The following is a 20,230-nucleotide window of genomic DNA, read 5'->3' as shown; positions in this document are numbered from 1 at the left end:
AAAAGCCCCCTGCGCGGGATGCGGAGGAGGCTGATTAGGTTGGCGATAGGGTCTCTTGAGGGGTTAGGCGGCTACGCGAAAGCGGTCCGTGGCGGCATTAGCGAGCGCGTCAGCAGCCTCGTTCTCTACGTTGCCAGCATGACCCTCCACCCACTGGAATGTCAGTGACAGGCCGTTTGCGACAAATTCAAAGCCTTTCCAAAGGTCCTGATTTTTAACGGGCTTCTTGCCCGATGTCCGCCAACCGTTGCGAACCCAATTCGGAAGCCAGTCTGTGAAACCATCCAAGACATACTTACTGTCGCTTACAACGGTGATCGGTACAGACTGGTCGAAATCACCACGCTCACGAATGTAGACGAGTGCCGACAACGCTGCCGACAACTCCATTTTATTGTTTGTCGTGTCGTGGGCACCGTCTGAAAGTTCGACCCTCTCTGTCAGGGTGTCGCCGTTCCAGAAGCAGACTATAGCGCCCCAACCTCCGGGACCGGGATTGCCTATCTCGCTAGCCAAGAGCAGATCGTGGCAAACGATTTTAATCTCAACATTCCCCGTTACGTCGATACATTTGAGGAGGAGGTGGAGATCGATCTTATGGCGGTTCACGCAGAGCGAGAGGCACTGAGGGCCAACATGGATGAGCTTGAAGCCAAGATGGAAAGCTACCTCAAGGAGCTTGGCTACAAATGAATGCTCAAGTACCAAGACTAGGGGCCCATTTCACGAGCCGCCGCGAACGGGGAAGCGCGGGGCTTCCGACTCTGTCGGTGACGCTTAATCGAGGCCTTGTGCCGCGCGACTCACTTGAGCGCCGTACAGAGACCAGTCTCTCACCGGAGGAGCACTTACGCGTTCGTCAAGGTGACATCGCGTATAATATGATGCGTATGTGGCAGGGTGCCTCCGGCCTTGCTGAAATAGATGCACTAGTCAGTCCGGCATATGTAGTCCTCACCCCTAGGAAGAGTATTGATCCCTTTTTTGCTGCGCACCTGTTCAAGCTGCCAGAAATGATCCACCGATTCTGGGCGTACTCCTATGGGCTCACCGATGACAGACTCCGCCTGTATTTCAACGATTTCAAGCGAATACCGTGGGACATCCCTCCCCTTATCGAGCAAAAGAAAATCTCGGAAATCCTATACTCATGGGACAAAGCCATAGAGACCACCGAGAAGCTGCTCGCTAATGCAGAGGCGCAGAAGCGGGCGCTCATGCAACAAATGTTGACCGGCAAGCGGCGACTGAAAGGGTACGAAGGGGAGTGGGATACAATATCGGTTGGGGAGCTTGGGGAAACTTACGGGGGGCTTACCGGAAAATCCAAAGAGGACTTCGGCAGCGGAGCGCCGTACATTACCTACATGATGGTATTTGGGAACTCCGCTATTGACATGAGCAAAGTGGATTTTGTCAACATCGGCCCAAAGGAAGCACAGCATCGGGTAAAGAAAGGGGACATATTCTTCACCACATCGTCGGAAACTCCTGATGAAGTTGGGATGTCGAGCGTCTTGCTTGAAGATCCGGGGGAGTGCTACCTAAACAGCTTCTGCTTTGGCTATCGACTGCACGAAACCAAGCCGCTTATTCGCTCGACGATCCGCAGTCGTGGGGCGACGATAAGACCCGAGCCGAAACTGATGTCATCAAGACACGCCTAACCAAGACCATCGAGCAGGACCTTGCCGATGATCCATACGCTCAGGCCGTGTTCTCCGAACTGCTGCGCAACGCAATCCGCGAGGCCGAAGCCCTGTTCGACCACCCGCACAAACAGTTCGTGCTTTTCAAAGACCTTGAGCAACAAGCCAAAGCCAGAGCCAACCCCAATGTGCCTGATCGCTTTGGCGACAATCGTCACGCACAGGCTTACTATGGGCTGTTTCCCCTCGTTCTCGGGGACCCGGTGTCCCAGCAACGGGGAGAGGAGTGGCTTGTCTCGGAAGCAATGCACATCGACAGCGTCGTCAACGATGCCGTCGCCAAACACTCGATCAATCCCGTGAATGTGGAGGCGGAAATCCGCCGCGAACTCCTGCCCCGATACTTCAAGGAACTGGGCGGACTCGACCAAGCAACCGCTCTCATCGACCGCGTTGTCGAGGTTGTGCGACTGGGGGTGAGCCGTGGGACGCTTTGAACGGGTGCTGCACTATGGCGGCGAGGCCATTCCTTACACCGTAAGAATTGCCACGGGACGCCGTGAACGAGTCCGCATCCACGTGCATCATAACGGCACGGTCGAAGTCGAAGCCCCTGAAGAAGCCACTGCGGAAGATATCGGCAAGGCCGTGCAGAAGCGAGCCCGGTGGGTTCATGACCATGTGCTTGACGCGAGGCGACGGTTCGAGCATGTCCTGCCGCGTGAATACGTTAGCGGCGAACAAATCCTTTATCTCGGACGGCGATACAGTCTGAAGGTTCGCCATGTTCCCCGCACAGAGCGGACGATCAAGCTCAAAGGCGCTCTGCTTGAGGTCGCGCATGATCAGTTGTCAACCGATGCGGTGAGAGCGCGGGTCCGGGCTTGGTACAAGCTGAAGGCGCGGGACTACTTCGCCTATCGTCTTAGCGTCATTGCCAAAGGGCTACCATGGCCGCAGGAAGTTCCGAAATTCCAGTTGAAGGACATGAGAACCCGCTGGGGCACTTGTGCAGCCGGGGGCACAATTACGCTAAATCCTTTCCTTGTCCGCGCGAACCGCGAATGCATTGATTATGTCATTACCCATGAACTCTGTCATCTGCGGGAACACAATCATAGTCCAGAGTTCTTTCGACTTCTCAGCCGTGCGATGCCCCAATGGGAAACCGTCAAGCGATCCCTCGACGATATGGCCGAAATTATACTGAACGACTGACGTTTCGGTTTCGAAGCCGATGAACACGAACCGAAGCACCTTCGATAGCGACATCAACCGTCCCGCCGAATGTCGGGAGTTCGGAAAAGATGGTCCGCAAGACGGATCGAAACCTCCGCCTCAGGCATTCGATCAGGTGTTCCTATCCAATAGTGGTTACAATCTACTTTATTGTGGCTACCCAAAGTGTGCGGAAGCTAAGGCTGGTGCATCCGCTCTGTCAGGAAGAAAATTCCATGTAGGGTGGTGACGAGCATTGAACAAAAGACGAGTAGTAGCGTCGAGCCCACTCCGAATTTAACAGCGAGCCAGAAGAACTCACCGTACGGGTAATTCAAAAACCGAGCCGCGATGCTGGGCAAAGCGGGAGCGAGCGCATTAAGACAGACTAGCGCCAAGCATAGCGTGAAGGATATTATGACTAGATACGAGAACAAATAGGAAAGAAACTGGCGACGGTTCAAAGGGTGATCACGATAGACACCTTTGACACGGATGGAAATTGTCGGCGCAGGGTTGGCGAGCGGAGTATCCATCCCCGTTCCTCCGAATGTCGCGACCGCAGCCAAGCCAGCGAAATAAAAGCCGGGCAAGGTCGATAAGATCGTGAGAAATGCAGCGAAAACCCCTTTCTCACCCAACCACACGAAATCCAAACCAAGCCCACAGTAGACACCAATCGCTATCGCGTATCCAAGCAGAGGTAGCCATACCGTATATTTCGTCATTTCAGGGTGCTGAATACTTCGGTAGGCAAGACCTCGCGTCAGTTCGTAAATGAGCTCCCGGATCATCTAAATCGACCTATAGGTCAGGAATTGAGTGACCGCAGGGTTATACAGGCGTGGAACAGTCGTATTTGTTGATTGCGCTAACGGTGGGAAAATTGGGCCCACTTCGAAACTTTCGATATACATATCGTTCAGCGGTTGCCCGGTTGCGGCGTTAAGCTCGACGGTTACGATCCGACTTGAGCCGGGCCGCTTATATGAAACCTTGGCCTTTCCATACGCTCCCGAATTCGCGTGCATCGCATGTTCCAATGAGTTCCAATGAGTTCCAATGAGTTCCAAAGCTGATTGGGAAGGTTACCCCTGTCAATCGTCAACTTCAATTCGGTCTTTGACTTCTTTAGATAAGGAGCGCCCGCGATTGGCAGAACGGGTTCGTCCCTGATCAAACTGATGCCAGATAAGTGACCCGTGTTGATATCGGTTATCAAAGCAGCCGAGGGGCGTCCATTCAGGTCCACATGGGGGCAACAGCGCTCCATTCTTGGAAGTCCGTCTTTGTTCAGGCCGCCGCCTGGAGCCGGATATGAGAAGAACTCCAAATTATCATGGTATTCATAGTTCAGCAGCTTACTTAGAATTCTCTGAACTAATCCGGCGTGGATATTGGTCACTCGTTCGATCGCGCAGGTATGCACGTTTGGCACTCCCGCCTCTGGTGCGGTCGAAATCAAAACATGACACGCGAAGTCTGACCCAGTGTTGCCGGTTTTCGGATGCTCAGTGAATTCTCCACTCGTAGGGTCCGAATACACACTGTTCGGTGCTTTCTTGTCGGATAAGCGAAGTAAGAGAATCATATATTGGTCAGCAGCGTGAAACCGAACGTCACCGAGAAGCATGGTTCCCTCGCCGCCGTTAATCGGATAGGTCCTGCCACTCAGCTTCATTTTATTCCAAACACCCATTAGTTCCTGCATCGTAGGAAGAGTGGCACCCTCCTTCTTCGAAGCAATCTCAATATTATAGAGAAAGAAGGTACGCCGGTCGTTTTTCATAGATTACCTACTGCTAAATGAGTTTGGTATCTCCATCAGAGTTAAGCCGTTATTGCAACCGGCACGATATGCAGCCGCATCATTTTAATCGCGAGTACTTGGCAACATGATCGGGCCGAAGTAGTAGTGATTTGCGGTCCACAATCGTGCCGCTTAATGTCCACAACGACGGAAAGCACCGACTGATAAGGCATCTAGTAAGGTTCTGAAATAATTGAGGAATGTGCAAAAACCCAGTTGGTTCGATTTGGTGCCCTCGCACCTCTTCTGGGCACCATTCCATTTTTGATCTTAGCCAGATCAATCACTTACCGAAAATGACACTGAGAAAAATCGCCCTCGGGGCGAGGTGATGAGTGTTGTTTGTTCGGGAAACAGCCAAGCGAAAACGCATTTTTCAACGACCAAAACGGATTCGCGTCGTGGCTGACAAAAACACCCTAAAAATGTGATTATGGCTTACTGGCCGCCAGCGGCTGCGCCTTCGTTGGGCGAATGCTCTTCGCAGTTCGGCGTGCAGGACAGAACCGTGCGGGCGGTCTGGCGGAACACGCGCACCGTGTTGCCTTCATCGATAGAAACAAGCACGCGCTCGTCGACGATGGCATTGCCTTCGGCATCCAGCAGCACGAGATTGGTGGTACCGAAGCTGCGGCCTGTCAGAACGATCGTGGTGGCGTCTGCGACAGTGGCATCCGCGACCTTGGAATTGCCGATAATGACCTTGCTGACGGGACGATCAAGCTTCAGGACGCGGGCGTGATTCATGGAAACACGCAGCATATCGTCATCGGCAGACATCACCATTGCTGGCGTTGCGACAAGCACCGTCAGGGAAACAGCGATTCGAGCCATAAAAGCAGATGACATGGATAGGGGCAGCCTTGATTGCGCAATGTGATCAAGAACACCATGCGCGGGATTGGTGAATGAAGCGTTAAGTACGAATCCCATAATGATATGCATCGATCACAAATTTCCGGTTGTGTCGGCAACACCTCTCCAATGACCCATAATTGCACAACGCATACGTCGCGTTTTGAGGCAGGCTTTCAAAAAAAACACGCCGAAACCCTTGGAAACAGGCGCATCTAGCCTTCTGTAAAATTTGAAATTCACCTTTACATCATTGTTTACTATGCTGAATTCAACCTCGTATTTACCGTTTTTTAACGAGATTTCTTAAGCGGTTGGAAATCGGGCTTCTGTAATTTAGGGACAACCGAACAACGGAAAACAGTTGTCGGCGTGCTGAACAACAAACAGAGTTTAGGAGAACCCGCATGACACAGATTTTCGCTCGCTTCCTGAAAGACGAGTCCGGCGCGACCGCCATTGAATACGGCCTGATCGCAGCACTGATTTCCGTTGCTATTATCACTGGTGCTACGACTGTTGGCACTCAGATCGGTACGCTCTTTACCAATCTTGGTACGAAGATGACGACCGCTGCTACAAAATCCGGTCAGTAAAAAACGCTTCACTCCAATACATGCCTCGCCGCTCCCCATGGGGCGGCGTTTGGGTTTATGCTGATGACACCTTTTTGATAGCCTATGATCAAAAAACAGAGGTGAAGCTGGGGAGTTGAACTGTGGTTAGTATTGCGGCTTTTTTGCTTTTACCTTTCTGCCTGAGCTTTGCAGCAGTTACCGATCTGTTCACGATGACAATTCCTAATCGTGTATCCATCACGCTTCTAATTTCTTTTTTCGTGATCGCTTTTGCACTCGGCGTGGACTTGAATACTGTAGGCATGAGCCTTGTTGCCGGACTTATCGTTTTTTGCGTTTGCTTCGCGCTCTTCGCACTCAACGTCATGGGCGGCGGCGATGCAAAGCTTTTGACCGCTTCCGCGGTTTGGTTCGGATTTAATATATCGCTCGTCACGTTCATGATTTGCGTGGCGCTCATTGGCGGTATTCTGACAATAGCAATTCTCTTGCTGCGCTCCCGCTCTCAAGAAATCATGGTCACAGGCTTGCCTATTCCCGACTCACTTCTTGTCGCGAAAAAAGTCCCTTATGGCATCGCTATCGCCATCGCTGGTCTGCTGACCTACCCCGAAGCGCCAATCGTACAGCTTGCAATGCAGCACATGCTGTAAAGCTAATCCGGCGATAATAGCTGCGTTTATTTTTCATTAACCACAAGCCGACAGATTTTATTAACTATAATTACACCAATGGCGGGCCATGGTGAGGGCAGAGATTCTGACTCTTTCAAGGTCCCAGCATGAAGCCGTCGCGTGTCATCATTCTTTCTGTCGCTGTCGTTGCCGCCGGTCTTGCCGGGTTGCTGGCCATGCAGCTTGCGACCCCTCAGCAGGTGGTTGAAAAAGCGGAAGCGATTATCCAGAAAGAACCGACGGTCAATGTTCTGGTTTCGTCCGTCAATCTTCCCGTCGGCAGCCGGTTAAGCCCGGATTCCGTGCGCTGGGCGCCTTGGCCACAGGGAAGCATCAATGACAGCCTCGTTACAGAGACCAAAAGACCGGACGCCATCACCGAACTGACCGGCTCCATCGTGCGGCTGCCGCTGTTTGAAGGCGAGCCGTTGCGTTCTGAAAAGCTGGTGGATTCCAGCACCAGCATCATGTCCTCGCTGCTGCCTGCCGGCAAACGTGCCGTCGCCACGGAAATCTCGGTCGCGACAGGTGCGGGCGGTTTCGTGCTGCCGAATGACCGTGTCGACGTCATCATGGTGCGCAAGGGTGATGCAGGCACATTCATCACCGAAAACGTCCTCAACAATGTCCGCGTTCTGGCCATCGACCAGCAGATCAAGGAAGGCGAAGGCGGCACGACTGCGGTTGTCGGTGCAACCGCGACCCTGGAACTGACGCCTGAGCAGGCGAAAATCATGACCGTCGCGCAACAGATGGCGGATCGTTTGACGCTATCCCTGCGCTCGATTGCCGACGCTCAGGACAGCGATACGAAAGCCGCCGACTATCTCTTGAGCGGTGGCTCGGGACAACCGGCAATTCAAGTGATCAAATCCGGCTCGATCGTCCGGGAAGGACAGGGAGGGTCGTCACAATGATCGCATCTCATGGGTTTTTGCGTCTGAAACAGGCCATGCGCTCTTCCGTCACGGGCGGACTGGCGTTTTGTATCGCGTTTTCGGGTTTCCCCGGCATGAATGCGCCGTTCGGGCTTTCTACGCATGAAGCGCTTGCCCAAAGCGCCAGCATCGTGCGCATCAGTGAGAGCGGCCAAGGCGTTCGCAAGCGCTTGAAGCTGGGCCTGAACAAGGCACTCGTCATTGATCTGCCGCAGGATGCGCACGATATTCTCGTGGCTGATCCCAGCATGGCGGATGCCGTGACCCGCAGTTCGCGGCGCATCTATCTGTTCGGCAAGGCTGTCGGTCAGACGAATATCTTCATCTTCGGAGATCAGGGTCAGGAAATCGTCAGCCTCGATCTGGAAGTCGAGCGGGATATTTCCGGGCTTCAGGCCAATCTGCGTCGCTTCATTCCGGAATCGGATATTCGCGTCGAGATCGTCTCAGACAATATCGTGCTTTCGGGAAGTGTGCGCACGCCGCAGGATTCCGCCCGCGCCGTCCAGCTCGCCTCCGCTTTCCTGAAGGGTGGCGAGGCGACCACGCGTAACATTACCGAAACAAGCCAGAGCAATGGTGATGGCGCCGTCGCCATCTTTGCCGAAGACCGCCAGCAATCCTCCATCGTCAATATGCTGACGATCGAGGGTGAAGATCAGGTAACGCTGAAGGTAACGGTTGCGGAAGTCAGCCGTCAGGTTCTGAAGCAACTTGGTTTCAATGGTTCGATCAGCGGTTCAAATGGTCAGGTCTCGTTCTCCAATCCATCCAACCTCGGAAACGCCATCGGTCTCGCAGGCACTGGCAACATTACCGGGACAATCGGCAAGTTGACCCTTGGCAGCTATTTCAATGCCATGGAACAGGCAGGTGTCATGCGGACGCTGGCCGAGCCTAGCCTGACAGCGATTTCTGGAGAGCAGGCAAAATTCTATGTCGGCGGAGAATTTCGTCTGGCTGCCGAACAGGAAGTGGCTTTCGACAGCACCACAGGTCAGCCGACCGTCACGCGCTCAACGGATACGGTGAATTACGGTATCGAGTTGAACTTCCGACCCGTTGTCTTGTCGCCCGGACGCATAAGCCTGAAAATCGAGACCAACGTTTCCGAGCCGACCTATGAAGGCAGCGTCACGACTGGCAACGGCAGCAGCACAAGGGTTCCCGGCAGCACATATCTGTCGATCCGCAAGCGTGAGGCCTCGACCAGCGTGGAACTTCCCTCCGGCGGCTCTATCGTCATCGCAGGTCTCGTTCAGGATAATGTGCGCCAAGCAATGTCCGGCATTCCCGGCGTTTCCAAGGTGCCGGTTCTGGGCACGCTGTTCCGCAGCAAGGACTTCATTCGTAACGAAACCGAACTCGTCATCATCGCCACGCCTTATCTGGTGCGGCCGGTATCGCGTAACGAGATCGCCCGGCCTGACGACAACTTCAACCCGGAAAACGATGCGGCCATGTATTTCATGAACCGGGTGAACAAGGTTTACGGCAACAGGCAGCAGGCTCACACACAGCCCTATCAGGGCTCGGTAGGGTTTATCTACAAATGACAAAGATATTTCAGATGAAGCCTTTCGCACACCGCCACACCACCCGCCGGGCCGGCCTCGTTCTGGCACTGCTGACGACAGCTGCGCTGGCGCAGGGCTGCGCGCGCGACCCGATGTCAACAGGCGCCATTCCAGACGATTACCGCACCCGTCACCCGATTACGCTTTCGGAAGCGCAGCACTCGCTGGATATTCCGGTCTCGTCCGGCGACAACCGCCTGACGGTGGGCATGGCCGACAATATCAAGGGCTTTGCGCAGAGCTATACGGCGACGTCCTCCGGTGTCGTGCAAATCCAGGTGCCGACGGGCTCCGCGAATTCGGCAGCCGCCTCGATCCTCAAGCGCCAGATCCGCTCGGTGCTGAACTCTTCAGGCATCCCCGCTGGCAAGATCGTGGAGACGCATTATGGCGCTGCTCCAACGGGCGACGCCGCTCCCATTCGCCTGAGCTTCATTGCCATGACGGCCATGACCGGGCAGTGCGGACAGTGGCCGGAAGACCTGTCCAACAACACCTATTCCAACAAGAACTGGTACAATTTCGGCTGCGCTTCCCAGAACAATCTGGCGGCCCAGGTGGCCAACCCGATGGACCTTGTCGGCCCGCGCGGCATGAGCCCGATCGATGCGGAGCGCCGCTCCGTCGTCATCGGCAATTATCGTGCAGGCAAGACGACGGCGACAACGGAATGATGTCCGACAGAGAACGCATGCGGCAACGGGAAAAACAATGAGCTCGGTAGATTACGATATTCAGCGCGGACATCCCGAAGAGCCAAGCGCCGACGAGCCATTGCGCGCAGGCGATATGGACGGCTTGCGGCCTTTGCCCCGTATCTCCATCCATGCCTTTTGCGAAAGCGAGGCCATGCAGCGGCTGATGGAACGCCTTTCCAACGACAGGCGCATGACCAAGGTCAGCCTGCGTGTGACGAATGGAGAGATCGAAGCGGCAGCGACGATGTTTTCATCCAGCCCGACGCCGAACCTCATCATTCTCGAAACGGCGCGAGAGCCCTCTAACCTGCTGAACGATCTGGCACCGCTGGCCGAAGTCTGCGACCCCACGACCCGCGTCATCATCGTTGGGCGTTACAATGACATTTCGCTCTATCGCGACCTCATCCGCAACGGAATTTCCGAATACCTCGTCGCGCCCATCAAGATGCCGGATTTGCTGGCCTCCATCTCGGCCATTTTCGTGGACCCCGAGGCTGAGCCGCTGGGCCGCAACATCGCTTTCATCGGCGCGAAGGGTGGTGTCGGTTCATCCACCATTGCTCACAACTGCGCCTTCGGTATTTCGAGCCTGTTCTCGACCGAAACCATTCTTGCCGATCTCGACCTGCCCTTCGGCACGGCCAATATCGACTTCGACCAGGACCCAGCTCAGGGAATTGCCGAAGCGGTCTATGCGCCTGAACGGCTGGACGAGGTTTTCCTTGATCGCTTGCTGACCAAATGCTCCGAACATCTGTCCCTACTCGCAGCCCCTTCGCTTTTGGACAGGTCTTACGATTTCGAGCGGCTGACCTTTCAGCCCTTGCTGGAACTTCTTCAGCGCAGCACCCCCATAGCCGTTCTGGACGTTCCGCATATCTGGTCGGAATGGACACAGACGGTACTGGCGGAGGCCGACGAGGTGGTGATCACCGCAGTGCCTGATCTCGCCAACCTTCGCAACACCAAGAACCTCCTGGATGCGCTGAAAAAGCTGCGACCGAACGACAAGGTTCCGCATCTCGTGCTCAACCAGGTCGGCATGGTCAAACGCCCGGAAATCGCGCCTGCCGATTTCTTCGAACCGCTGGAAATCGAACCGATCGCGATCATTCCCTTCGATGTGCAGCTGTTTGGCAATGCCGCCAATAGCGGGCGCATGATCAGCGAAATCGATGCAAAATCCCCGATTGCCGAAACCTTCTCGCAGATTTCCCATGTCGTGACGGGCCGATCCTCCGCACGCAAGGCAAAGCGCGCAGGCATTGGCAAAATCATGGACCTCATAAAACGCAAATAATGCATTGCTGCCTGTGCAGCGACATGCCGGAAGAAACATATGTTCGGAAAACGTGGCAACGAAGGCTTCTCCAGAGCCACACCCACAGGGCAGGCGGCCTCCGCCCCTGCCCCGTCTCCCGTCGTCGCTACGCCACGGGCCGAGCCCGCCGAGACCATGGTGCTTGCGCCACCTGCGCCGCCGACGCATGCAGCCCCTGCGCAGGCGCGAAAGCGAGTCCGCACCGACGACTATTATCAGACGAAAGCGCAGGTCTTTTCCGCGCTGATCGACACCATCGATCTGTCGCAGCTGGCCAAGCTCGATACCGAGAGCGCGCGCGAAGAAATCCGCGATATCGTCAATGATATCATTACCATCAAGAACTTCGCGATGTCGATTTCCGAGCAGGAAGAACTGCTGGAAGACATCTGCAATGACGTTCTGGGCTATGGTCCGCTGGAGCCGCTTCTGGCCCGTGACGACATTGCCGATATCATGGTCAATGGCTCCGGCCAGACCTTCATCGAAGTCGGCGGCAAGACCATCGAATCCGATATCCGGTTTCGCGACAATGCCCAGCTTCTGTCCATCTGCCAGCGCATCGTCAGCCAAGTTGGCCGCCGTGTGGATGAATCGAGCCCGATCTGCGACGCTCGTCTGCCGGATGGTTCGCGTGTCAACGTCATTGCCCCGCCGCTTGCCATCGATGGTCCGGCGCTGACGATCCGTAAGTTCAAGAAGGACAAGCTGACGCTCGATCAGCTGGTGCGCTTCGGTGCGATCACGCCGGAAGGTGCGGTTCTGCTGCAAATCATTGGGCGCGTTCGCTGCAATGTCGTCATTTCAGGCGGTACCGGTTCGGGCAAGACGACGCTTCTGAACTGCCTGACGAGCTATATCGACAAGACCGAACGCGTCATCACCTGCGAAGACACCGCCGAACTGCAGCTTCAGCAGCCGCATGTGGTGCGTCTGGAAACCCGCCCGCCAAACATTGAAGGCGAAGGCGAGATCACCATGCGCGATCTGGTCAAGAACTGCCTGCGTATGCGCCCTGAACGCATTATCGTCGGCGAAGTGCGTGGCCCCGAAGTGTTCGACCTGTTGCAGGCCATGAACACCGGTCACGATGGCTCCATGGGCACGATCCACGCCAACACCCCGCGTGAGTGCCTCAGCCGTATGGAATCGATGATCGCCATGGGAGGCTTCAGCCTTCCCGCCAAGACCGTGCGCGAGATCATTTCCGGCTCGGTCGATATCGTCATTCAGGCTGCCCGTCTTCGCGATGGTTCGCGCCGCATCACCCAGATCACCGAGGTGCTGGGCATGGAAGGGGATGTCATCATCACCCAGGATCTGATGCGCTACGAAATCGACGGCGAAGATGCGGGCGGCAAGTTGCTGGGCCGCCATGTTTCCACCGGCATCAGCAAGCCGCATTTCTGGGATCGCGCACGCTATTTCAACGAGGAAAAGCGCCTTGCGGCGGCTCTCGATGAAATGGAAAGCAAGTCTCAATAAAATAAAGCGTGCCAGCGTCAGGGGACGCGCGGCAGGCCCAAGGCCAAGGCGGACAGTAAATGAACATGACGGTGATGCTGCTTGTGATCCTCGTCGCCGTTTCGGCAGGCGCGATGGCCTATGTCTTTCTGTTCCCGCAAATCGAAGTCGAGAAGAAGACCGCAAGCCGCGTAAACCGCGTCAAATCTGCGGAAACCGACCACACCAAGATCAAGGCTGCCCGCGACCGCGTTCAGGAAATGAGCAAGCGGCGCAAATCCGTTCAGGATACGCTGAAGGACTTGGAGAAGAAGCAGAACGAGAAGTCCAAGGACCGAAAGGACACGAGCCTGCGCGGCAGGCTCGCTCAGGCCGGTCTTTCGATCTCCATCCAGAAATTCTATTTCATGAGCGCGGGGCTTGGACTCTCCGTCTTTCTCGTCGCCTTGCTCTATGCGGCGCCACTGCTTCTGGCGCTGGGCGGGGGCATTGTCGGCGCGCTCGGCCTGCCGCGCTGGGTGTTGCGCTTTCTGGTCAAGCGGCGGCAGACCAAGTTTCTGGAAGAGTTTCCAAACGCGCTCGACGTCATGTACCGCTCCATCAAATCCGGTCTGCCGTTGAACGATTCCGTTCGACTGATCGCGTCCGATGGGCAGGAGCCGGTCAAGACCGAGTTCCAGCGCGTCGTGGAAGCGCAGCAGGTGGGCATGAGCATTCCCGAAGGCATCAACCGCATGATGCTGACCATGCCGCTCCCGGAAGTGAACTTCTTCGGCACCGTCATCACCATTCAGGCGCAGGCGGGTGGCAATCTTTCCGAAGCGCTCGCCAATCTTTCCAAGGTGCTGCGTGAGCGGCGCAAAATGAAGGCCAAGGTCGCGGCACTTTCCATGGAAGCCAAGGCGTCTGCCGTCATCATCGGCGCTCTGCCCTTCATCGTGGCGACGCTCGTCTACCTCACCTCGCCAGACTACATCATGGTGCTGTTTACCGATCCACGCGGGCATCTCATTCTGGGCGCATCGGCGATCTGGATGTCCATCGGCATCGTCATCATGCGCCAGATGATCAACTTCGATATTTGAGGCGGTAGCACCATGTCAGAACAACTTGCAGCCAGCCTGACCAACCCGCACCTCATCATTGCCATTCTGGTGTCCGTTGCGGTGTTTGCCACCTTCTATACGCTGGCCATCCCCTATTTCGAAAAGGGCGACCTCAACAAGCGCATGAAGGCCGTCTCCACCGAGCGCGACCAGATCAGAAGCCGCGAACGCGACCGTATGAGCGAAGCCGCAAAGGGTGGCAAGGCGTCGCTGCGCGCCAACAACAACAAGTCGGCGCGGCGCATCGTCGAGCGCTTCAACCTGCGTGAAGCGCTGGTGGATGCCAATACGGTCAACAAGCTGCGCGCTGCCGGTTACCGATCCCAGAACGCACTCAATACCTTTCTGGCCGCCCGTTTCATTCTGCCCTTCGTCTTTCTGATCCTTGCTTTCCTATGGGTCTTCGTCGCCGGAAACTTGATCACGAGGCCGTTTGGCCTGCGCCTGATGGCCGTGCTGGGTTTCGGCTATCTCGGCTTCTATGCACCCAATATTTTCATCTCCAACCAGATGTCCAAGCGCCAGAAATCCATCAAGCGCGCTTGGCCGGATGCGCTCGATTTGATGCTGATCTGCGTGGAGTCAGGCGTATCGATGGAAGCGGCCATGCGCCGCGTGGCCGAGGAAATGGCCGACCAGTCGCCAGAACTCGCCGAGGAAATGGTGCTGACGACGGCGGAGCTTTCTTTCCTTCAGGACCGGCGAACAGCGCTTGAGAACCTCGGTATTCGCACCCAGCTGGATGGCGTAAAAAGCGTGGTGCAGGCGCTGATCCAGGCTGAACGCTACGGTACGCCCTTGGCGCAGGCGCTGCGCGTTCTCGCCCAGGAAGGCCGTGACGAGCGGATGAACGAAGCGGAAAAGAAGGCCTCCGCCCTGCCCCCAAAGCTCACTGTGCCGATGATCCTGTTCTTCCTGCCGGTTCTGGTGGCGGTCATTCTCGGCCCTGCGGGCATTCGGATTTCCGACACGTTCTGACGACGACGGACAAACGAAAAAAGCGACCGTCAAGGTCGCCTTTTTTAGCGATGGATCACAGGATTATCAGTTGGTCGCCGTCTTCTTGTTCTTATCCGACAGTTGCGACCAAGCGTTCTGTTGAGACAGCATGCCGCGAAGATAGGTGAGATTGGCCTGCGCCTGCTGGGCGGAAAGCTCCTGCATGGCGATGCGCTCGGCTTCTTCGAACCGGCCCTGCAAGCCGACGACGAGTGCCAAATTCTGCCTGATGCGGCTGTCAGCTCCCGGCTGGGAGGCGGCAGAGCGCATATAGGTTTCTGCGGTGCGCGGATCACTCTGAAGCACGTAGGACATGCCGAGATTGGACAAAATGCTCGGATCGTTGGGCTTCAGATCCAAGGCTTGGCGATACTTGGCCCGTGCCTCGTTGGAGCGGCCAAGCTGGTCCAGCACCGCACCTTCGGCGGAATAAAGACGCCAATCGGGGCGATCGGGCGTCTGTGCACGGCCGATGGTGCCGAGTGCCTGCTCCAGCTGTCCGGCAGCGGCCTGCGCCTTGCCATAGGAGGCGAGAACCTCGCGGTCGGATGGATAGGCGATGGCGACCTGCTGCATCACGGCGAGAGCCTGCGTGTTCTTGCCGGTCATCATCAAAAGATTGGCGTAGTTGAGCCCGGTGTTGCGATCCTTAGGGTTGCGCTCATAGGCTTTGCCGGTGGTGGCCTCTGCCTGTCGCAACTGCTCCATGTTCATCTGATCATAGGAATGGGAGACAGGAGCAATCGATCCCGTCGACATGCGGTCCGGCTTGTTGGTGGAACATCCTGCAAGCGAAAGGGCAAGCACGGCCGCGCAGACACCGCGAAGCAGCGTTTTGTGGCGGGCTGAAATGTTAGAAACAGCAATCATGACATTGCCCCGGCTTTCGGTTTGGATCGCAATGGGCGGCATGGCATAATGAAATGCGACGCAACCCTCGCTCCAGCAATAATCTGTTAACCCTAACAGAGTGTTAATTTGCCGATTCCAGACCTTTACGAAAGCAGCCTAATGCCTCCCTATCAATTTATCGAACGCACCACGCCTTTCAGTTCCAAAGCAGGCAAGACGCTGCCGGTTTTTGCCGTGACGCCCGCCCATATCGAACAGGGTGCGATTGATCCGATTGCGCTGGATTGGGCACGCAAGGCAGGTTTCAAGGCGGATGCGGGTGCAATTCTTTTGATCCCGTCTGCAGAAGGTGCGCTTGGTGGCGCGCTTATGGGTCTCGGCACCAACCCATCCGAACTGCCTTTCATCAGCGGTAAACTGGCGAGAGAATTGCCGGAGGGCGACTGGCACATCGAAACGGCACCGCTGACGGTCAATCGCCTGATGCTGGGCTTTGGTCTCGGCGCCTACCACTTCGACAAATACCGCACAGTGAAGAGCAATGGCGCGAAGCTTTTGATCCCGCGCGATGCGGAAGATGCGGAAATCAAGCGCATTCTGGCTGGCGTCTATCTGGCCCGCGACCTCATCAACGTGCCTGCAAACGATATGGGGCCGGATCAGCTGGAAATCGCCTTCCGCAGCCTTGCCGCCCATTACAAGGCGCAGGTTTCGGTGGTTGCCGGGGATGATCTGCTGAAGGAAAACTTCCCGCTCGTTCATGCGGTCGGTCGCGCCAGTGAAAGCGCGCCGCGCCTTCTGGAAATGACATGGGGCAAGAAGGGCAATCCGCGCCTGACGCTGGTTGGCAAGGGCGTGTGCTTCGATACCGGCGGCCTCGACATCAAGCCCTCCTCCTCCATGGCCCTGATGAAGAAGGACATGGGCGGCGCGGCCAATGTGCTGGGCCTGGCCCTGATGATCATGGATGCCCGCCTGCCCGTCGATCTGCGCGTCATCGTGCCTGCGGTGGAAAACTCCATCTCTGCAAACGCTTTCCGCCCGGGCGATATCTACCAGAGCCGCAAGGGGCTGACGGTCCAGATCGACAATACCGATGCTGAAGGCCGCCTCATTCTGGCCGATGCGCTCGCTTATGCCGATGAGGATGCGCCTGATCTGATGATTGATATGGCGACATTGACGGGTGCGGCCCGCGTCGCACTCGGCCCTGACGTACCGCCCTTCTTCACAGATGACGAAGACCTGGCCCACAGCATTGCCGATGCCAGCATGGATGTGGATGATCCCTTGTGGCGCCTGCCGCTTTACATGGGCTACGACAAGGACATCCGCTCGCGCGCAGCCGACATTACCAATGCGCCCGCAGGCGGCATGGCCGGATCGATTACAGCGGCCCTCTTCCTCAAGCGTTTTGTAACAAGCACGAAGAAATGGGTGCATTTCGATATTTACGGCTGGTCTCTGAGCGACCGCTCACACTCATCCGTCGGCGGCGAGGCACAGGCAATCCGCGCGCTGTTCCATTACATCTCGCGCAGCTTCGCCAAGAAGTAACAGGGCGGTTACTGCAAGCCTGACAGGTGCTTTCGAGATGCCCAGACAAGCCTCTGGGCATCTGCAAATCCTGTCATTTTCTATGTCCATCAAACATGCTTGCCACACACGGCATTTCGTCTTATTTTGCAGCCGTCGCGAAAAGCGGCTGCTTCCCTTGATCCGCTCGGTAGCGGAGTAAACAGGTGGACGAATTGTCGTCCAGGCGGTCAAGCACACGCCACTCTGGTCTTTCAGGGCCACTGTCGGCCAGCGGTTCCAAACACAGCATATCAACCCAATCGCAAGCCATCAGGCCGAGCGCCTACGCGTGCTTGCGTTGACTGGAACTCGTCATGAGCAAATCCCTTATTGTCATCTTCGCTGCCATCGTTCTCGATGCCGTTGGCATCGGTCTCATCTTCCCAATTCTTCCAACACTCTTGCAAAGCGTGACCCATGCCGAAAACGTGGCTGCCTATATCGGCGTGATGGCGGCACTCTATGCGGCCATGCAGTTCGTTTTCGCCCCTGTGCTCGGCTCGCTGAGCGACCGGCTGGGTCGTCGTCCGGTCCTTCTGATCTCGCTGGCGGGTGCCGCCATCAACTATCTTTTCCTCGCCTTTGCCCCAAGTCTGTGGATGCTGCTGCTCGGTCGCGCCATCGCCGGGCTGACCAGCGCCAATGTGTCTGTGGCGAGTGCCTACATCACCGATATCTCGCCTGAAGAGACACGCGCTAGCCGGTTCGGCCTTCTCAACGCCATGTTCGGCATTGGCTTCATCATCGGTCCCATACTGGGCGGCGCGTTGGGTGATTACTGGGTGCGACTACCCTTCATCGCCGCCGCGGTGCTGAACGGGTTCAATCTGCTGCTGGCATTCTTCGTGCTGCCGGAATCGCGCAAACCAAGCCGTGAGGCGATCGACCTTGCCGCACTCAATCCGCTTCGTCCATTGCGCTGGGTGTTTTCGCTGAGACGCGTTCTGCCCATCGTCTTCGTGTTTTTTATCTTCAGCGCCGCCGGTGAAGCCTATGGCACATCATGGGCGCTCTGGGGTGCCGACACCTTTCAGTGGAACGGCCTTTCCATCGGCCTGTCGCTTGGTACGTTCGGGGTCTGCCAGGCGCTTTCGCAGGCGTTTCTTCCCGGCCCTGCCGTCAAACTGCTGGGTGAGCGCAATGCCATTCTGACCGGTATAACCTGCGCCTGCGTTTCATTGATCGTCATGGCCTTTGCCACGCAGGGATGGGTCATTTTTGCGATCATGCCCATATTTGCGCTTGCTGGCATCGGCGTGCCGGCATTGCAGTCTCTCGCCACCCGTCAGGTGGACGCCAGCCAGCAGGGTCAGTTCCAGGGCGTACTGGCATCCATCGTCAGTCTGGCTTCCATCGTGGCACCGCTGTTCTTTTCCAGCTTCTATTTCGTGGTCAGGGAGCAATGGCCGGGTGCGATCTGGCTGTCGGTCGTCACCATTTACGCCATCAGCATACCGCTGGTGCTGAGCCTGAAATTCAGATCACAGCAGGCTGAGGCGGCGTCCGTGTGAAACGCACGTCGCATCTTTAAACGACGACGTCCTGTTCCTTGCGGTCTTCTTGACCGAAGAATTTCAGGTATCGTTGCACTTCTTCCGGCTCGCCGGTGGCCTTTTGCGGATTGTCGGAAAGCTTGACGGCCGGGCGGCCGTTGGCATCGATGACCTTGCACACCACCGAAATGGGCTTGAGGCTTTCGATAGTCTTGGGTGCGCAGCCAGCGAAGTCGTTCGTCAGGTTCGTGCCCCAGCCGAAGCTCATGCGCACGCGGCCTTCGAAGTGTTTGTAGGTGTCGATGATGGCATCCACATCCAGACCGTCGGAGAAGATCAGCAGCTTCTTCTTCGGGTCGCGGTTCATCTTCTGCCACCAGTCGATGATCTTTTCGCCGCCTTCGATGGGCGGGGCGCTGTCGGGACGGAAGCCGGTCCAGTCCGCCACCCATTCGGGCGCGTTACGCAGAAAAGCGGCAGTGCCGAAAGCGTCCGGCAGAACGATCAGCAGATTGCCGCCATAGAGCCGGTTCCAATCCTTCATCACCTGATAGGGTGCTGCAGCCAGCTCCTCGTCGTTCTGGGCGAGTGCGGCAACAACCATCGGCAACTCATGCGCATTGGTGCCGACGGCTTCCAGATCGGAATCCATAGCCAGCAATACATTGCTGGTGCCGGTAAAGGCCGGGCCGATGCCTTCTTTCAGCGCTTCCACGCACCAGCGCTGCCAGAGGAAACTGTGGCGGCGGCGGGTGCCAAAATCGGAAATGCGCAGACCCGGCAATTCGCGCAGGCGCTCCACCTTTTCCCACATCTTGGCCTTTGCGCGGGCATAGAGAACATCCAGCGTGAAGTAACCGAGCGATCGCATGGCACTGCGCGAACGAAGCTCATTGATGATGGCGAGGGCCGGGATTTCCCATAGCGTGGTATCCATCCAGCGACCGTGGAAATTCAGCTCATACTGCCCGTCACGTTTGAACAGCTCATATTCCGGCAGCTGATAGCTATCCAGCCAAGACAGAAATTCCGGCTCGAAAATCTGCGAACGGCCGTAGAAGGTATTACCCGCCAGCCAGATGCTCTCCTTTTTGGAAAGTCGCAGGCTGCGGGCGTGATCCAGTTGTTCACGCAGCTCCATCTCGTCGATTTCATCGGCAAGCTTGACGGTCTTGGTGCGGTTGATCAGCGAGAAGGTCGCATTCACCTCTGGATACAGCTTCCAGATCATCTGCAACATCAAGAGCTTATAGAAGTCCGTATCGATAAGGCTGCGGACGATGGGGTCGAGCTTCCAGGTGTGGTTGTGAACACGGGTCGCTATGTCTGTCTTCGTCATTGCTGCTGCTATCCCCCGCACCGGACAAAACCGGTGTCGCCGCGCATTTCGAAAGGCGTTGAGCCTTCAGGAGCCTGA

The 20,230-nt window shown here is 56.4% G+C and carries 21 protein-coding genes; 15 read left to right on the top strand and 6 right to left on the bottom strand.

Annotated elements, in window-relative coordinates; translation table 11 throughout:
- Positions 1-63: 63 nt before the first annotated feature.
- The gene (locus tag AC27VJ_RS01100) at positions 64-537 is read right to left on the bottom strand and encodes a ribonuclease H family protein (protein WP_488683153.1); all 474 of its coding nucleotides are present in this window, start codon (positions 535-537) and stop codon (positions 64-66) included.
- Here AC27VJ_RS01100 and AC27VJ_RS01095 point away from each other — a divergent pair.
- The 4 genes from AC27VJ_RS01095 to AC27VJ_RS01080 are packed head-to-tail and all read left to right on the top strand — an operon-like array spanning position 526 to position 2,867.
- Entirely contained in the window at positions 526-693 is a 168-nt protein-coding gene (locus tag AC27VJ_RS01095) for a hypothetical protein (RefSeq protein ID WP_488683199.1), read from the top strand. The genes AC27VJ_RS01100 and AC27VJ_RS01095 overlap by 12 nt on opposite strands.
- Positions 690-1,667 (top strand): restriction endonuclease subunit S, encoded by a 978-nt coding sequence (locus AC27VJ_RS01090; RefSeq protein WP_488682481.1) that lies wholly within the window; start codon positions 690-692, stop codon positions 1,665-1,667. Before AC27VJ_RS01095 ends, AC27VJ_RS01090 begins: the two co-directional genes overlap by 4 nt.
- 47 nt (positions 1,668-1,714) lie before the next feature.
- Positions 1,715-2,146, top strand: a complete 432-nt coding sequence (locus AC27VJ_RS01085; RefSeq protein WP_488682480.1) for a hypothetical protein — start codon at positions 1,715-1,717, stop codon at positions 2,144-2,146.
- Positions 2,133-2,867: a M48 family metallopeptidase gene (locus AC27VJ_RS01080; RefSeq protein ID WP_488682478.1), complete on the top strand. Its 735-nt coding sequence runs from the start codon at positions 2,133-2,135 to the stop codon at positions 2,865-2,867. The genes AC27VJ_RS01085 and AC27VJ_RS01080 overlap by 14 nt, the downstream gene beginning before the upstream one ends.
- Before the next feature lie 197 nt (positions 2,868-3,064).
- Here the strand turns inward: AC27VJ_RS01080 and AC27VJ_RS01075 are convergent, their stop codons facing one another.
- The 3 genes from AC27VJ_RS01075 to AC27VJ_RS01065 form a co-directional block, all read right to left on the bottom strand.
- Complete coding sequence (locus AC27VJ_RS01075; RefSeq protein ID WP_488682477.1) at positions 3,065-3,661, bottom strand: hypothetical protein; 597 nt, start codon at positions 3,659-3,661, stop codon at positions 3,065-3,067.
- 164 nt (positions 3,662-3,825) lie between these two features.
- A complete protein-coding gene (locus tag AC27VJ_RS01070) occupies positions 3,826-4,656 on the bottom strand; it encodes a hypothetical protein (RefSeq protein WP_488682476.1) in 831 nt (276 codons plus the stop codon).
- 459 nt (positions 4,657-5,115) lie between these two features.
- The gene (locus tag AC27VJ_RS01065; RefSeq protein ID WP_488683152.1) at positions 5,116-5,511 is read right to left on the bottom strand and encodes a pilus assembly protein N-terminal domain-containing protein; all 396 of its coding nucleotides are present in this window, start codon (positions 5,509-5,511) and stop codon (positions 5,116-5,118) included.
- 428 nt (positions 5,512-5,939) lie between these two features.
- On the opposite strand from AC27VJ_RS01065, the gene AC27VJ_RS01060 reads away from it, so the two are divergent.
- The 9 genes from AC27VJ_RS01060 to AC27VJ_RS01020 all read left to right on the top strand — a co-directional run bounded on the left by AC27VJ_RS01060 (position 5,940) and on the right by AC27VJ_RS01020 (position 14,869).
- A complete protein-coding gene (locus AC27VJ_RS01060; protein ID WP_488682475.1) occupies positions 5,940-6,128 on the top strand; it encodes a Flp family type IVb pilin in 189 nt (62 codons plus the stop codon).
- A gap of 122 nt (positions 6,129-6,250) precedes the next feature.
- Positions 6,251-6,763: an A24 family peptidase gene (locus AC27VJ_RS01055; protein ID WP_488682474.1), complete on the top strand. Its 513-nt coding sequence runs from the start codon at positions 6,251-6,253 to the stop codon at positions 6,761-6,763.
- Positions 6,764-6,891: 128 nt separating this feature from the next.
- Complete coding sequence (cpaB, locus tag AC27VJ_RS01050; protein WP_113086338.1) at positions 6,892-7,701, top strand: Flp pilus assembly protein CpaB; 810 nt, start codon at positions 6,892-6,894, stop codon at positions 7,699-7,701.
- Complete coding sequence (locus tag AC27VJ_RS01045; protein ID WP_488682473.1) at positions 7,698-9,278, top strand: type II and III secretion system protein family protein; 1,581 nt, start codon at positions 7,698-7,700, stop codon at positions 9,276-9,278. Before cpaB ends, AC27VJ_RS01045 begins: the two co-directional genes overlap by 4 nt.
- 14 nt (positions 9,279-9,292) lie before the next feature.
- Positions 9,293-9,973: a CpaD family pilus assembly protein gene (locus AC27VJ_RS01040; protein ID WP_488682472.1), complete on the top strand. Its 681-nt coding sequence runs from the start codon at positions 9,293-9,295 to the stop codon at positions 9,971-9,973.
- 37 nt (positions 9,974-10,010) lie between these two features.
- Entirely contained in the window at positions 10,011-11,300 is a 1,290-nt protein-coding gene (locus AC27VJ_RS01035; protein ID WP_488682471.1) for a CpaE/TadZ family protein, read from the top strand.
- A gap of 39 nt (positions 11,301-11,339) precedes the next feature.
- A complete protein-coding gene (locus AC27VJ_RS01030; RefSeq protein WP_488682470.1) occupies positions 11,340-12,806 on the top strand; it encodes a TadA family conjugal transfer-associated ATPase in 1,467 nt (488 codons plus the stop codon).
- 59 nt (positions 12,807-12,865) lie between these two features.
- Complete coding sequence (locus tag AC27VJ_RS01025; RefSeq protein ID WP_488682469.1) at positions 12,866-13,870, top strand: type II secretion system F family protein; 1,005 nt, start codon at positions 12,866-12,868, stop codon at positions 13,868-13,870.
- 12 nt (positions 13,871-13,882) lie between these two features.
- On the top strand, positions 13,883-14,869 hold the full coding sequence (locus tag AC27VJ_RS01020) for a type II secretion system F family protein (RefSeq protein WP_353578295.1): 987 nt from the start codon (positions 13,883-13,885) through the stop codon (positions 14,867-14,869).
- A 66-nt stretch (positions 14,870-14,935) separates the two neighbouring features.
- On the opposite strand, the gene AC27VJ_RS01015 is transcribed toward AC27VJ_RS01020, so the two are convergent.
- On the bottom strand, positions 14,936-15,760 hold the full coding sequence (locus tag AC27VJ_RS01015) for a tetratricopeptide repeat protein (RefSeq protein WP_488682468.1): 825 nt from the start codon (positions 15,758-15,760) through the stop codon (positions 14,936-14,938).
- A gap of 141 nt (positions 15,761-15,901) precedes the next feature.
- Between AC27VJ_RS01015 and AC27VJ_RS01010 the strand changes: the two genes are divergently transcribed.
- Positions 15,902-17,299: a leucyl aminopeptidase family protein gene (locus AC27VJ_RS01010; RefSeq protein ID WP_113086331.1), complete on the top strand. Its 1,398-nt coding sequence runs from the start codon at positions 15,902-15,904 to the stop codon at positions 17,297-17,299.
- A gap of 335 nt (positions 17,300-17,634) precedes the next feature.
- Complete coding sequence (locus tag AC27VJ_RS01005) at positions 17,635-18,831, top strand: TCR/Tet family MFS transporter (protein ID WP_488682466.1); 1,197 nt, start codon at positions 17,635-17,637, stop codon at positions 18,829-18,831.
- Between the two features lie 16 nt (positions 18,832-18,847).
- Here AC27VJ_RS01005 and pncB read toward each other — a convergent pair whose 3' ends face one another.
- A complete protein-coding gene (pncB, locus tag AC27VJ_RS01000) occupies positions 18,848-20,152 on the bottom strand; it encodes a nicotinate phosphoribosyltransferase (RefSeq protein ID WP_113086329.1) in 1,305 nt (434 codons plus the stop codon).
- Positions 20,153-20,230: the final 78 nt, after the last annotated feature.

It is taken from the genome of Agrobacterium sp. 20P9.1.2 (genome assembly GCF_057799395.1).
This window is presented reverse-complemented; position numbering and strand designations above follow the sequence as displayed.